Here is a 16,257-nt window from a genome sequence, read left to right on the forward strand (position 1 = left end):
AGTTATTATTAATAATGATCTAAAACTGTATTCCAAACTCCTCCATAATTCTTTTCAAAATGAACTTTATAGTTAAACAATTGCCTTGTACCTACTTTTATTTGATTAGGATTGTAAGGCTTAACTCATAGATAGTTCTTGTACTAAAATCTACAAAATCAGGTCGAATTCCTTTGATTCCAGTAAATTCTTTAAATTTAGTGATATTATCAGCTAAATTTGCTTTATACGCAGCATGCATCTCTCTTCCTAGCGATAGACTGGACTTAGTATAAGTTCTAGTAATAGCTATTTCCTCAATAATTCCTACATTACCAATCTTTGATACTATTCCATCAGCAGCATAAGGAACAGCAAAAGATGCTGCCATATCAGGAGCACTGTATCCAGCAGTATATGCCCAATCGTACACTGACATATTTACTGCATTATTAAACAACTCGTACTGATACGCATCACTGGCATTAAAGAACAAGCTTCTGCCATTCTTAACATCATTTCCAAAATCAGTTATCGTATTCGCCCAATAAGATGAACTCGAAACTTCATGGTCAAAAAAATCATAAACATCAACCACTCTTTGATTAAGACCGTTTTCAAAACTATCATTAATTTTAGGAAAAAAGTTAAGGACATCCACTGCACTAATCCCCAGTTCCGGTGGTTTATTATAATTATCCAGGTAATTATTCGTGAAATTTGTTGCCACTGCTGAGGCACCCGCTGATGCCCCTGCTGCGCCAATAGTAATAAAAGCCGAAGAATTCCATTTGGCAGGGTTCAACTCGCCTCCGCTGGCATAGGCCCCCATTATATATCCTGATAAAAGGTAACCCAAAAATACGTTTATAAATTCACCGCTTGGATCTGTATATTTAAGAGGATTGTTTAAAACATAGCCGTAACGATTGTAATTCTGGGTATTAAACGGATCCTGAATATTGTCGTCCGGCTGTAAAAAACGACGCAAATTAGGATCGTAGATACGTCCGTTCATGTTGATGATACCCACACTTTGCAAATGTTCATGACCGGTGTACCCTCTATCTAAAACGGTTAAACCCGATAGCGGCATACCAGCTCCGTTCTGTACGTTTTGTACACCACCCCATGCATCAAACAATCGCTTTTCTACAATTACTCCAGACTGATTGGTAATGGCCACTATAGACCCCTGATAATCGCGGTGTAAATATAAATAATTTTGACTGCTTCCTCCATCACTTCTTAATACTACAGGCGCCGTATAACCATCACCTCCTATATAGGTGGTAAATTCAACTGCTCCTGTTGTTTTATTTTCCTTAATCTCCATGGTACCGTCAGCAGAATAGTGTTTTCGGTAAGGTCGTAAGAGCTTATCCTGCACTCCGCCGTAAAACATCGTACTTCGATCATTATGATCATTGTAATTAAAACTTACTTTCTCCAGACCCACTTCTTCTATCTGATCGGGACTATTAAAAGTGTTATACGTAATAATCTGAGTGGCTTTGCCCTGATAATAAGGCAAGGCTTTTGGGGTAAGGTCAACAGACGAGTGTTGGTATACTTTTCCGCTTGTTGGATAATTGTAAGTGCCCTGCTCATTTGACGTAATTCTGCCTTTGGCATCATATTCCTGGGCAATCGTACTTTTTTCTTTCCCTATCACATTATCAATCAGAATTACATTGTGAATAGAACCACTCATTTTCTCTATTATTAAACTTAAATCTGTATATTGGTTAACCTTGTGGCTTATGTTTATCTTTGTCGATGAAGTTATTGTTGTTTTAAAAATTTTATTTTTTTTCAGCGTTACCGGATCCTGTTCCTCGATGTAAGCAATAAAAGGGTCGAAACCAACCACTTTTTGTAAATCAAAACTCAATGTTATTTCATCTCCAATAGATTTTCCGGTTGCTAACGTTTTTTTAAGCGCAACACCAGTATTGGCGATGACCGCAACAAGCCTTCCTCCGGAAATACTCAATGTACCTTTTTCTGACTGATATCCTTCTGTACTGGAAGTACTGAAGGTGTTATTTAAAAATGGTACGCCGGTACCAATAGCCGTAAGCCGGTCTAACGAATCATAGCTAAAGTCCTCAGGGAAATCAAAAAGACTGGTTTTTCTATTTTTCAAATTTCCGGTCTGAGCATCAAAAGAGGTTTCCAGTTTCAGTACGCTTGTTGTTCCTAAACTAAAATCTTTACTGTTTACATAGCCTTCATCATTATAAGAATTCGTTACTTTTATGCCATTGCCAAAGGTGCCGGAAAGTAATGATCCGTATCGGCTTGTATCGTCCGTTTGCCATAACACGGTTGCATTGTCCTTTATTTGGTAAGGGCTTCCGTTTTTATAAGTTTTTGTGATCGTTTTGGTACTTGTTTTACCGCTAACTGTTGCCGCAGTATACGTTTCCGTGCTTACTCTTCCAAAAGCATCGTACCCGAAAGTTTTAGTAAAAGTGGCATAGGGAGTCGTTTCAATCACTTTATTGACTCTTTGCCAATTGTCGTATGCATACGAATTACTTATAGTTGTACTTCCGTTTTTAAAGTCCGTAAAGGTACTGCCCGTTAACAGTTTTGTCGCAGCATTATAGACATAAGTGGTCTTGGAATCCGTTTTTGGTCCTGCAATTGTTTTCTCTTCCGGCTTTCCTGAAGCATTTAATTTATAAGTGGTAATTCCGTTTTTATTCTCCTCTTTAATAAGTTCATCAAAGTCATTGTAAGTATATTTAATGATACCGGCAGAAGGGTCGTCAAGCTGTGTTTTCCTGCCCCATTTATCCTGAAGTATTTTTGTTTTTATGCCGTCATAATCGGTTTCTTTCAGATTACCGTTTGCATAATAACTATAATTTATTGTACCGCCCGGAGTATCGGTTACAGCAACCACATTTCCGATGGCATCCTTAACTGTCGTTTTTGACTTTGTGCCGTCATTTACCGTGGTACGCAAACCGGAATAAGTAATTTTGGTGGTTTTTCCGGTGAACGAAATGTTTTCTGTAACCCTGCCGTAACTATCATATTTAGTTTCGTTCCATTGGCGCGGAACGTTTCCGAAATAGAGTTCACTTACTTTATACTGTCGATCGTAAATGTCATACAGATAATATACGAAAGAGAAATTTCCGGCAATGTTTTTACTGCCTTCTCTTACTTTTCTGCCCCAACCGTCAAAGCTTTCCATTGTGGCACTGCCATCCTCTGCGGTTGCGGTAATGATGGTGTTGTACATAAGGTTTGAATAGGCATAAGTGATGGTCTTACCCAGATAGTTTGTTGCTTTTATTTTTCGGAACCAGGCGTCATACTCATATGTTGAAGTTTGTCCGTACGGATTGGTCTCTGTTTTCAGCGTGCCATTTGGATAGTACGCAAAAGTGGTTCTTAAGGACTCCATATCTGTTTTTGCTGTCAGAAACCTGCCCGAAGCGTCATACGCCCAGCCTGCAGCTCTGGAATTGGGTCCTGCCGTTATTTTTTTAGAAATGATATTCCCATATAAATCATAGCTGTTGTCTTCTGTAATGTAACTGGTGGTGGCATCAGCCCTCTTTTTAACCTGGGAAAGTAATTGCTGCGGATTATAGCTATATACTTCTTCGCTTGTTGCCACATCGCCGTTGTAAAAAATGGTTTTCATTTTACTTTTAGGCCTGCCCACAAGGTATGGAGATCCAACAGGATTCTGATACCCGATATTCGTTTCTGTTTTTTGTACTATAGCTAATGCTCCATCTTTTACTACACTTGTTATTTTTACCGGATTATTCCAGAAATCATATTCTGTTGTGGTTTCCGTGCGGGTCCCGGCCAATCCATCAAAATCAGCTGCTGCTATATTTACAAGCTTAAAAACTTTATTAGGCTGTAAGGCTTCTTCCGGTCTGTTATATCTAAATTTCGATTGTGCTATAAAAGATGCCGGCGTTTCAGCAGAAGGCAATACCATGCCTTCCACGCTGTAATTTTCAACATTCGCCCCCCTTAAAAGAAAATTATTTTTGGAAACAGTTGAAATTATTGGAGTGTCAGCATGATCATACCTATTGGTTCTCATGGTTGCCTGAAAACCTAAAAACCCTAAACCTTCCACATTTAGCATAGCACCATAATACTTAAATTCCTTTTTTGATTGTCCATCACTGGGATAATCGATTTGAGATACGACCTTAAACTCCGGGCTGTATTGAATAGTCAGGTTGGGATAAAGCTGTGGGCTGCCTGCTTCATAAACGCCATTCCCGTTTTTTAAGGCACTGTACGTTACTTTTTCCTCTACTCCATTCCCTAAAGTAATATTTTTTAGTAAATGCTGATCTGACATATAATTCGTACAGGAAAAAACTGAAATTCTTGCAGTCCCTTTATTTTCAGCTGCACCAATCAGAACCAATTCCGTTTTTAAAGGATTTTTTTTCTTTACGTTAGCCAATACCATATAATTGAATGCATTATCATCCGATGGATTGGTATCGTTTTTATAGGTTTTAAGCATCTTGTCAAAACCAAAGGAATTCCAGGAAGCCGCATTGACTCCGGGTCTGTAATAAGAGTCGATTTTAATTCCATAATCGTAGTAGTAATTGTATGCCTGTACATAGCGTACATAAAATTTATCTCCGGATTGGTATATTTCCGGAGCGGTATATTTTTCTTTATATTCCGTTCTTTTGGGTTCTAACCGAACGATATCGGACTTGCCGTCATTATTGGAATCTACTGCCATAAAACTTACCGTATACGGATATTCCAGCGCAGGAAAATATTCAGGCAAAAATTCCTCTATAAAATATTTACCCGCTGTAGCAATTAATACTTTCTTAAGCGCCACCAATAAAATATCACTTTTACCATCGCCATTATAATCACCGATTACAACAGGAAACCTTTGAATTCCTGTTCCTATTATGGTAGTATTAATATTAGCCGTATGTTGCTGAAAAAAACCGCTGCCAAGATCTCCCGGCAAGTCCTGTTTCCAGCTAATGATTTCTGCTAATTTACCTTCTATTAGGGTATAGCCTTTAATATCATTGTACGGAGCCCCCCTAAAAAGAATTAAATCCATTTTTCCATCGCCGTTAATATCTCCTTGTTCAAGAATTGAGGAACCGGTAATGACGGCCAATCCGTTAGAAACATTAGGAACCAGATTAAACGTTTTAACTCCAATATCCAGAGAGCCGATGTTGGTTACCCAATTTGAAGTAACTCTCCTGTCAAAATTAAAAAATTCAACCTGACTGACACCATTCACTTCATTATGTACGCGAATCACGTCCGTTAAATTATCCCCATCAAAATCACCCGTAAATAATCCGCCGGTATTTTGATTCTCTCCTCTTAGTGCCACTGTTGCACCGGAGTGAAATATTCTTTCATAATCCAATACCACTTTTTTTGAATCGGGGTTATAATTAAAAATCTTATACCTGTAATCTGTTTCACTGTTACTTACATTAAGGGAATAAAATCTCTGGTTTTTAGGGATTTTTAAGTCCTTGTCCAACACATTTATAATTCCTCTTGGAAACTCTTCTGTCGGAAGTCCTAATGACAATAAACCGGTACTGGAAACCTCCTGAACGGAGTAATCATCAGCTATTTTACCCAGGGTAATGCCATTTTTTCTAAGTAACAACTCATTTTCACCGTCTCCGTCAAAATCACCTGACGGGGTTCTTGCAATACCTTCTGTGGTAAATTTATTCAAACCGGTACTGGTCAGTTCCATTGACGGTGTATAGGCCGTTTGATTTTCGGCATAGGTGAAAACGGTTGGGTTGAGGCTTTTAGCATTATCCCCTGTTTTTTCCGTAAGGGCAGTTAATCTTTCATAGCCAAGCGAGGAACGATCGTAGCTCAGGACATAATTGCGAAAACCAACTCCTGAACTTTTCGTAGTGATACTGCTTAACAACAAATCATCGCGTACTTGCAGTCCGGCAACGATCTGAATTTCCTGTTTGAATTTATTGGTATAAATAAAATTTATTTCATGTGGAGCCGTACCATCATTTCTCGCACCATATTTAACAGAGGCAATATTCAGGGCATTGTTATAATGCGGAAAATAGGAATAACTAATCCTCAGCCCCTGGGCATTCTCCCAATAGGTAATAGCATAATGAATGGCACCGCGGGAATTAGAATTGTTTCCTCTTTCGTATCCATAATACGCTTTGGAACCATCCGGATACTCTGCCACAAAAAATTCCGGACCGATATCACGGTTAGATGATACGACACCATAGGAGGTCACTTTTACATTAGAATAATTTTCCGTTTCATATACGGTGCCGTTTCGGCCGTAAAGTGATTGTTCGCCGTTTTTCACCAGTAAACGCTGACCGTCTAAGGCATAATTATCTGAAATAGAATAATTAATCGTGCCTGCATTGCCATTGTGAAATCGGGTTGACGGGATGCGCGTAATGGTTGAAATACCGCCGATATTCCAGCCGTAGCCTGCAGCTCCGTTTCCGGACTGGCTATTGTACGATAAATTTATTTGGGGTACCACACCGTTAATTCCGGGTGGTACCTTAATCGGAATTTTGTAATTAGCCGCACCGCTAAGCGAAACAGACAATTCTCCTTCCGTCACACCCACTTCTGTTGAAGAACCTGTTGGTGTTGTCTGGGCATTGACGAATAAACCCAATAAAAAAACAAGGACAAAGTAAAAATTTTTCATATCGTTATTCTTTGATAATTTTAATAGATTTCTGAGAACCATTACTGTAGTACAGCACTACGATATAAATTCCTCCGGAGTAATTTTGAAAAGGGAGACTCAGCTCATGGACACCTGAGCCAACGGAATAGGTTCCTAAAACCTGACCTAAAAAAGAAAAAACCTGAACGGAGGTCACCCCATTATTTTCCTGCTGTTTCCATTTCAGGTATAAAGCTTCTTTGACCGGATTGGGATAATAAGAAAGAACCTCTTGCGATGAAAAGGGTACTATCTTTTCCTCCACCAAAGCCCCGGCTTCTTTTGTCTGATCGCTTTTACCCGTTGCCGAGGGACATTTTAAACACAAATACCTTTTGGTCTGATTGCCGGCAGCATCATATTCAAACACAATTTTAGGGGTTTGTGCATGGGAGAATAAGCAAACGAGGAATACCAGAAGTAGTAATTCTTTTTTCATTTGTAAGATTTATTTTTATAAAAAATTATTGTATCGTACGAAATAAGCTTAAAAATAAAAATGACGCAATACCCACTTTCCGTGATTTTTTCAAGCTACCGGAAACTGGGTATTTTTGACCAAATGCTGTATTAGAAAGGGGTAGAAGCCAATTAAAGCAAATCATTGCTTTGTTTTTTCTGAAGAGATTCCAGACATGGGTGTCATTTCGACGGAGGAGAAATCGCATCCGGGTATTCGCCAACAGTGCGTGATTTGCGCATGCGATTTACTTCGTCTGTTCGCTATCGCTCGAGTCTCGTGCCTCGGAATGACAAGCTGTGTGTAAAAGGTAGAAAGTACATACCGCATCCCCACTGATTTGTCATTTCGACGGAGGAGAAATCACATCCGGGTATTCGTCAACAGTGCGTGATCAGTATATGTGAGAAAACGAAAATAAAAATTAACTTTCTCACGCTTTCTGTGAGAAAACAAAAATAAAAATTCAGCTTCTCACAACTTCTGTGAGAAATTGAAAAGCAAAATAAACTTTCTCACAGCAATAAAATACAAAAAAAAAGCCCCGTACGTGCGGGGCTTTGTGGTATTTGTAAAATTGGAATTCTACTCCTTAACTGCTACAGCCAGGAAGGCTTGCTGAATCTGCTCGTCTGTAAACGGAGACAACGTCTCTGCCAGATTCCTGCTGGTTCTGATACAGCTTAGCATTTTTTGCCGGAGCTCCTGATCATTGCCGAATTCGGTTTCGAGCATTAACTCGAAAATTTCCTGCAGGTACAAAGGCTGTTCTTTAAAATCTCCCTCAAACCAAAGGTCGGAAAGGAAACGGACTACGGACGGCACCACCTCCTGGTGTGATGCTTTTTGATTTTCTTTTTGCATAATAGAAAATGTTAGATACACAAATACCTCACTTTAGGTGTGCAAAACATTCATAGGAATGATTTAGGACAGTTTCCCGTTCCTTCACCGTGGCGAGGTATTCGCTTATGTTAACTTTAAAAAAGTTCAGGATTTCTCCTATGATTGTTTTGCGAAGTAAAGATATACTTTTTTTAATTAAAATAGGTATTTACTTACAAATAAATTAATCAATATTCAAGAAGAGAACAAAAGTATAAAAATGATAATAGAATGAAAAAATTATTAATGATTATAAGTCTAGATTCTTTCACATATCCTTGTGATAGCGAAGATTTTTGATGCCAAAGTATTCTTATAAATAAAAACTACCCATAAAAAAGCCGCTTTATTAGAGCGGCTATAAATTAAAGTTTACTACAACGACTGCAAAGAGGCTTTCCTCCAGTTCCTGGTCTAAGATTTTCTTTCTCAATGTTGTTTCCTTCCGTACAACTACTGTTGTTGTGATACACAGTTTGTTTTACACTGTGAAATGGAGATACTTTTGCCATAAAAATTTATTTTTATAATTAATATTGCGAAAGTTAGGCCTACTTTTTTGTGTCATGATACGGAAATCCATAATGAGTTATTATTTATTACAAGAACTGACTTTTTTGTATCAATTATTTAAACCTGTTTGTTTTCTTTATATTTTCCAAATAATTTGTGTAAGGTTTATGGCTAGGAGGATTATCTATTTCAAGCTTAGCTTTGTCTATTATTTTCTTTGGTGCAGCAATTTTGTTCAAAAACACTTTAATTCCAGTTATCAATTGATTCCCTTTATAATGAGTTTTTCTATAACTTAATTTAAAATCATTCGCGGTTACAATATCTAAGATTTCATTTAATAGATGTCTAAAATCTTGTTGAGAAGAGAAAGTCAAATCATCAACATATCTTGTATAAGTTATGTTATTTTGATTACAAAGCTCAATCAATTGCATATCCGTTTTTAAAAATACCAAATTAGCTATATGTGTACTAGTTGGAGTTCCTTGAGGTAATTCATATTTCCATGTTGTAAGTTTAGTAAGCCAGTGAGCAAAATGAGTCGAAAAACCTAATTCTAAAAAAGTATCATAAACACGTTTAGATGTTATATTAGGGTAAAATTCCTGTAAATCAGTAGTAAATTGGTACTTATTTCCTTGATGTGGTTTAGCATTAGTTACATTACTTTTTTTCTTTACACCACCATGTACATTCGAAGGCAAATCGATAGGCACTAAAATTTTGTCTTTTATTCTTCTTTGAATTACTTTTAATTCTCTTAATGAAGGTCTTATAATTCGCTCTTTTACAGTACCATCTTTATATTTTTTAAAATCTCCAGTTTTCTTGTCAATCTTTTTCTCAATCCATTCATCATAATATGAGTCCATATTATTAGCTATAAATTCTACTTCAGGCTGTTTGAAACCAATAATCGAATAGAATTTTTTTAATTCATATTTTTTAAATGGAGAAGAATTCATTTACTAATGATTTAACTGAAGGACTTATAATTTCAAAAGCTTTTCTCTTGTTTGGCTGAATATCTTCCTCTGTCAATGATTGAAAAAATAAAATTGGCAAAGGAATATTAAGTTTTTCACTAATAGTTTTTAAAATAGAAAGATTAGGTTCTTTATGATTACCCTCAATTTGTGAAAGATACGTCTGTGTTATACCACATAAAGAAGCGAACTCACTCTGAGTTAACTTCCTCTGCTTTCTCATATTTTTAATTACAATACCTAAATCCATGTGTTTTTGAATAAAAAAATTTAAGGAGTGTTCGGATAATTCTACATCTTGACCTCATAATCTAATTTCTAAACAAAAAAAGTAATTAGTAATTCAATAATTTTAGCAACTTCATCAAGAATTTGCTCATTTGTTTTACCTTTCTTTTGTTTTAAATTCTGAAGTCTTTTTAATGCTTCATTTAAGACAATTACGTCTTTTTCCGAAAGAGAACACTGGCTCTGTGCGACAGTATTAATACTCTGTATTAAACTATCAATGCTTTGATTTTGTTTTAATCTACTCATAATTACTTAGTTTTAAAGACAACGACATTGTTGCCTGCTTGTTTCAACTAATATCGTTAAGTAATATAGATTGTGTCTTTTCCCTAAGTGCGTATACAATGTTCTCACACACTCACTTAAAATCTCCTGCTTGAATAAATAAATAGCATTAATTAACAACAATTTTACAAATCTCATAAGAACCGAATAACAGTAGAATAAATTATCTAGAATTGAGCAATGTCATAATTTGACAAATGACCTCATCAAGAATATTTCATCTTAGGCGATAGCGATATCAGATAAAAGGTGTGCGCGCTGTTAAATACCCGTACGGGTTGTCCTTTCAGACGGTCAAGTGAACTTCACTTAGAAAGAAGACATCAAAAGCATTTTTTCAAAGAACTAACACTGCAAATATATAAATAATATTACTATGAGTTAATAAAAAGTAGATTTATTTTATTAACAAGTAATAATAAAATTGTTAATAAAATAAATCTACTTTCCAAATTCTCCTGACTTAGTATCGACACCTATAGACAAAAAATATTCGAACGTTTAAGAAGTGGGAAAACTCCGCACAGCATCAAAATTTGAAGGAATATTTATTTTGAGAAAACTTCGAAGAGTTTTAAATAATAATTATTTAGTATCAATCAAAAAATATCTTTTTAAAAATCGCATAACGATCTCCAACTACATCGGAATTCTAGAATCAAACTCATCATCGGGAGCAGCAGCTTCCAATGCTGTATTTTTAGAACTTCCCGAATTTAAAATATCATGCGTCGTTTTAGAATAGTTATCGGAGATTTTATCTAACGATTTTAGAATTCTTCTCACGGCTAAGATTAAGATTACCGCACCGATAAAGATGGCCGATACACCAACATTCTCTGAAAAGAACTTTTGTCCGAACAATTCGAATTCGGTTTTGCCGGAGCTTTTCAGGGTTATCAGCCAGATGCCAAGCCCCGCAATGAGTAAGGCGAAAAAACAAACTATTATGCCAAAAATTAAGGTCGATTTGTGAAACGAATTGTGCGCTTCTGTATTTATTTGCATAGCTTTAAGGTGTTTAAAATTAATTTATAAATAATCTATTCCTCAGTATTTTACAACTTCATATAGATTGATCTTCAAAACAATTACAGTAGATCTTAATGGTAAACAAAGCAATGGGGATTGCACAAAATTATCAATAAACACATTCAAATATTCCCGTATTTATACCCTTTTTAGCACCGTATAAAAACCCTTTTTTTCTTAGCTTTATTTGCAAAACATTCCGATTTTAGCACAACCAAATAAAAGTCTTCGTACAATGAATAAAAATATAAGTTCACTTTACACCATAGCCCAAAAAGAAACCCGAAAAATAATAGGCTTAATGTCCGGAACTTCTCTCGACGGACTGGATATTGCGCTTTGCGAAATCACCGGAGCGGGCGGAAATACGGCGGTAAAGATTCTCGAATTCGAAACCATCAGTTATTCCGAAGACATTAAAACCGAAATCCGTAAAGTGTTTGCGAAGAAAACAGTCGATTTTCAGCACTTCGCCTTACTCAACGAATGGATCGGTCTTTTGCACGCCGGCATGGTCAACGATTGCCTCCAAAAATGGAATGTTCCCGCTATTGAAGTCGACCTGATTGCTTCGCACGGACAAACGGTTTTGCACGCCCCGAAGTTTTTGCATCAGCAGGAAAAGTTTCCCAATGCGACTTTACAAATCGGCGATGGCGATCATATTGCAGTCAAAACGGGCATTATCACCCTGTCTGATTTCAGGCAGAAACAGGTGGCTGCAGGTGGTGAAGGGGCACCTTTGGCTGTTTATGGTGATTACTTATTGTTCAGGAAAAAAGGCGAAAACCGTATTATGCTCAACATGGGCGGCATTGCCAATTTCACTTATCTGCCCGCTTCGCTCGATGCCGAAGCGGTTTTTGTAACCGATACGGGTACCGCCAATACTTTGATTGATATCTACACCAAACATTATTTCCCGGAAAAAAGTTACGACAAAGATGCCGAAATTGCCCAAAGCGGAACGGTAAATCCGGAACTTTTAGCCGCATTGAAAAGCAATGCTTTCTTCCAAAAAAGCTTCCCGAAAACGATCGGTCAGGAATTGTTTAATTTTGATTTTGTACAAAACGCGCTTTCCAAAACGAACCTCACCACTATTTCGGCACCAGATTTGCTGGCTACCTTAACGCGCCTGAGTGCCGAAACGATTGCCGAAGCGATTTTGTTTGTCGTGGAAAACAGTTCGTATGCACTGGAAGATTTCAAAATTTATATGTCGGGCGGCGGTATTCATAACCCGCTACTAGTGAAATGGCTTGCTGAATTATTGCCCTGCGAGTTCTTCAAAAGCGACGATCTGGGTATCCTGAGCGATGCCAAAGAAGCTGTTTTATTTGCCATTTTAGCCAATGAAACCGTAGCCGGAGGAAATTATAATTTCGGCACCAACAAAGGAATCCCGTCGGTTACAATGGGAAAAATTTCGTTTCCGGATTAAAAAAGGAGGTTGCCACGAATTATTTTTTGCCACAGATTACACAGATTAAACGGATTATTTTACTTTTATTGGAAAAAAGATTGTCACGACCCGACCTAAGGGAATAGGCGAAGCAAATTCGCGGCAAAAAAAAATCTTTTTAATCCTTTAATCTGTGGCTAAACTTTTGCAGACCTATTAACACACAATTTTAATTAGCGAAAATTCGTGCAATTCGTGGCAAAATAAATCACGGATTAATAATTTACAACATTAATCATTTTAATCTGTGTAATCTGTGGCAACAAAAAACACACTATACCGTTAAAATTATAATTTCTGAATTGTTTACGATACTCATCTAAAAAAACTATTTTTGGTTTTTGTTAAAACAGATTACAATGCATAAAAAGACGCCACTACTATTCTCTATACTATTATTACTGTTTCTTGGACTGAATGTTCATTCGCAGGAAAAAGTAACGCATCCTAAAACTGAATTTAGAGGTGTCTGGATCGCGACCGTAGTAAACATTGACTGGCCCAAAACAAGTACGGACAATGTGGAGAAAGAAAAAGCGGATTTTATCGATATTCTGGAAACGTACAAAAAACTACATTTTAATGCTGTAATTGTTCAGATCAGAAGTGTAGGTGATGCTTTTTATCCTACAGAACTGGCACCTTGGTCGCGTTTCCTGACCGGAAAAGAGGGTCAGACTCCTGCCCCGTCTTACGATGCACTCGCCTGGATGATTGATCAGGCACATATGAGAGGTTTTGAATTTCATGCCTGGATGAACCCGTACCGTGCGACTTTCGATTTAAACAAAAACCTTTTGAGCCCGAATCACGATATCTTCAAACATCCGGAATGGATGATCGAATACGGCGGAAAATTATATTACGATCCTGCCTTGCCTGAAGTTCAGGAACATCTGACCAAAGTGGTCAAAGAAGTTGTGGACAAATACGATATTGACGCGATTCATTTTGATGATTATTTCTATCCGTACGCTGTACCGGGCAAAGTTTTTAATGATACGGCTTCTTTCAAAAAATACGGTTCCGGTTTAAGCCTTGCCGACTGGAGACGTGCGAACGTGAGCAATTTTGTACACAGCATTTCGACTACCATTAAAGCGAGCAAACCGTGGGTACAATTCGGAATCAGTCCGTTTGGGGTTTGGCGTAACAAATCGGTGGACCCGAAAGGTTCCGATACCCAATCGACTGCCAACTACGATGATCTTTACGCCGATCCTGTGTTATGGATGGACCAGAAATGGATTGATTATATTATGCCACAACTCTATTGGAGCATGAATAATCCGAGAGCTTCTTATTCGAAACTCGTAAAATGGTGGGCCGAAAACTCCAACAATACCGCTGTTTATATCGGACATGCTTCTTATAAAATAAGAGGTGATGGCGACAAAAGCTGGAATTTTTCGTCTGAGATTCCAACACAGATTGATTATGCAAGAAGCTTTAAAAAAGTAGGCGGAAGTGCTTATTTCAGTGCCAAATGGTTTATGAATAAAAACTTCGATATCGTGCGTCTGCTCGAAGAAAACCAATACAAATATCCGGCATTACCACCGGCCGTTCCGAATTTAAAACGAATTGTAATTGATATCCCGACGGTAACCGAATTTGCCAAAGACAGTTCCTTTTACACCTTTACGATCAAAGCACCACTGAATACAAAAGTGCGTTATATGGTGGTTTACGGAGCCGATCATATTTCGAAAATCAATACCAACGATGCAACGCAAATAATTGACAAAATAAGAGTTAACGAAATGAATGACTCTATTACCTTTTCGATCCTTACCCAAAAAATGAATGCCTATAAAGCTTGCGCTGTAACATTTATTGATTATTTTGCAAACGAAAGTACCCCAACTACGATCGACTTAAAAAAGACATTTAAAATATATTCACCTGCTCAGCCTAATGAAAACAGATAATAAACCCTGGTTTTGGATTCCGCTTTTAAATTTTGCATCCGGCTTGCCTTACGCCGTCATTATTTCCGTTTCTGTAATTATGTACAAAAACCTGGGAATTTCAAATGAAGATATCGGAGTTTATACCAGTTTATTATACCTTCCCTGGGTCATAAAACCTTTGTGGAGTCCCTTTATCGAATTGAACGGAACCAAAAGAAAATGGTTTCTGGCCATGCAGTTCGTTATTTCCCTTGCTTTTTTACTGGTAGGGTTTATTATTCCCCTAAATCATTTCTTTCTGCTGAGTTTATCCATTTTTTGGGTCGCCGCCTTTGCTTCGGCTTCGAATGATGTGGCCAGCGATGGTTTTTACTTATTGGTTTTACCCAAAGAACAGCAATCTTTCTTTCTGGGAATCAGAAGCACTTTTTACCGAATCTCATTATTGGCCGGAAACGGATTGATCGTATTATTTGCTGGTTATCTGGAACATAAATACGGAGACAATACCAAAGCCTGGTCGTATACCATGATCGCTGTAGGTTTATTAATGGCGGTGATCACGCTTTATAATTTTATTTTCACTCCAAAAAGCGAAGTAAATGCAATAGCAACCGATAAAGAAGCGCATGATAAGAGTTTTGGTTCTGTGTTTGCCAGCTTTTTTAAGAAAAAACAAATTGGCCTGATCCTAACTTTTATTCTGGTCTTTCGATTGGGAGAATCACAATTACTAAAAATGTTAAGTCCGTTTCTGCTCGATAAAAAAGAATTGGGCGGTATGGCCTTAGATACAGAATCTGTTGGAATTATTTATGGAACATTAGGAATTATAGCATTGACCATAGGCGGGATTTTTGGCGGAATTGCCATCTCTAAACATGGTCTTACCAAATGGATGCTTCCTATGTTTCTGGCAATGCACCTGCCGATTATCGGTTTTATCGGATTGGCTCATTTTCAGCCGGAAGCACTTTTTCACCTTCATTTAAATTTATACTTTTTCGAAATCAATTCCCCGCTTAATCTCTATACGTGCATAACGGTTATACTGGAACAATTTGGATATGGTTTCGGATTTACCGGTTTTATGATGTACCTGATTTATGTTGCCGAAGGAGAATCTAAAACGTCACATTATGCACTTGCAACCGGTTTTATGGCATTGGGAATGATGCTTCCGGGAATGATCAGCGGTTATATACAACAATATTTAGGCTATCAGAACTTTTTTATATGGGTTTTCATAGCCACTATTCCAGGTCTTATTTTATCACGTTTTTTAATTTTCCCGAAAGACTTTGGGAAAAAATCTGAAGAAGTTTAACCCCAAATCAAACATCTTACCTATGGAAATCAATGAGAATTTGCAGGCCGAACGAAATCTGAAAGGAGCTGAGTTCGAGAAAACAGGAAACCTTGAAAAAGCAGTTGAATTGTATGAAGAAAATGTAGCAGAGAACTTTAAAGGAAACCATCCTTACGACAGACTGGCTACGATCTACAAAAACCAAAACGATATCGAGAACGAAATCCGGGTTTTAGAAAAAGCAATTATTGTTTTTGAAGAAATCACCCTCGAAGACCGACTGGAAGGATTGCCAAAACTCTTTCGATTTAAAAACCGACTGGAAAAAGCGGTTCACACCCAAACCCAGCTTGCCAAACTTGCCAGACAAAAGAAAAGCAAACTCAAATAA

At 37.4% G+C, this 16,257-nt stretch carries 10 protein-coding genes and 1 pseudogene; 4 read left to right on the forward strand and 7 right to left on the reverse strand.

Going from position 1 to position 16,257, the window contains the following annotated elements:
* Positions 1–8: 8 nt before the first annotated feature.
* From HAV12_RS18180 to HAV12_RS18210, 7 genes and pseudogenes are all read right to left on the reverse strand, one after another.
* Positions 9–6,745 (reverse strand): annotated as a pseudogene (locus HAV12_RS18180) (RHS repeat-associated core domain-containing protein).
* Entirely contained in the window at positions 6,708–7,163 is a 456-nt protein-coding gene (locus HAV12_RS18185) for a T9SS type A sorting domain-containing protein (protein ID WP_171570904.1), read from the reverse strand. The pseudogene HAV12_RS18180 and the gene HAV12_RS18185 overlap by 38 nt, the downstream one beginning before the upstream one ends.
* A gap of 606 nt (positions 7,164–7,769) precedes the next feature.
* Complete coding sequence (locus HAV12_RS18190) at positions 7,770–8,069, reverse strand: hypothetical protein (RefSeq protein ID WP_370528464.1); 300 nt, start codon at positions 8,067–8,069, stop codon at positions 7,770–7,772.
* A gap of 626 nt (positions 8,070–8,695) precedes the next feature.
* Entirely contained in the window at positions 8,696–9,550 is an 855-nt protein-coding gene (locus HAV12_RS18195) for a reverse transcriptase family protein (RefSeq protein ID WP_171570906.1), read from the reverse strand.
* Positions 9,531–9,821, reverse strand: a complete 291-nt coding sequence (locus tag HAV12_RS18200) for a helix-turn-helix domain-containing protein (protein ID WP_171570907.1) — start codon at positions 9,819–9,821, stop codon at positions 9,531–9,533. Before HAV12_RS18200 ends, HAV12_RS18195 begins: the two co-directional genes overlap by 20 nt.
* A 68-nt stretch (positions 9,822–9,889) precedes the next feature.
* The gene (locus HAV12_RS18205; RefSeq protein WP_171570908.1) at positions 9,890–10,108 is read right to left on the reverse strand and encodes a hypothetical protein; all 219 of its coding nucleotides are present in this window, start codon (positions 10,106–10,108) and stop codon (positions 9,890–9,892) included.
* 678 nt (positions 10,109–10,786) lie between these two features.
* Positions 10,787–11,155, reverse strand: coding sequence for a hypothetical protein (locus tag HAV12_RS18210; RefSeq protein WP_171570909.1), 369 nt, complete (start codon positions 11,153–11,155; stop codon positions 10,787–10,789).
* 259 nt (positions 11,156–11,414) lie between these two features.
* Here HAV12_RS18210 and HAV12_RS18215 point away from each other — a divergent pair, with 259 nt between their 5' ends.
* From HAV12_RS18215 to HAV12_RS18230, 4 genes are all read left to right on the forward strand, one after another.
* Positions 11,415–12,623, forward strand: a complete 1,209-nt coding sequence (locus tag HAV12_RS18215; RefSeq protein WP_171570910.1) for an anhydro-N-acetylmuramic acid kinase — start codon at positions 11,415–11,417, stop codon at positions 12,621–12,623.
* Positions 12,624–13,003: 380 nt separating this feature from the next.
* Entirely contained in the window at positions 13,004–14,575 is a 1,572-nt protein-coding gene (locus HAV12_RS18220; protein ID WP_171570911.1) for a glycoside hydrolase family 10 protein, read from the forward strand.
* Positions 14,562–15,884: an MFS transporter gene (locus HAV12_RS18225; RefSeq protein WP_171570912.1), complete on the forward strand. Its 1,323-nt coding sequence runs from the start codon at positions 14,562–14,564 to the stop codon at positions 15,882–15,884. Before HAV12_RS18220 ends, HAV12_RS18225 begins: the two co-directional genes overlap by 14 nt.
* 22 nt (positions 15,885–15,906) lie before the next feature.
* Positions 15,907–16,257, forward strand: a complete 351-nt coding sequence (locus HAV12_RS18230) for a hypothetical protein (protein ID WP_171570913.1) — start codon at positions 15,907–15,909, stop codon at positions 16,255–16,257.

It is taken from the genome of Flavobacterium sp. CLA17 (genome assembly GCF_013112255.2).
Taxonomy (GTDB): Bacteria; Bacteroidota; Bacteroidia; order Flavobacteriales; family Flavobacteriaceae; genus Flavobacterium; species Flavobacterium circumlabens.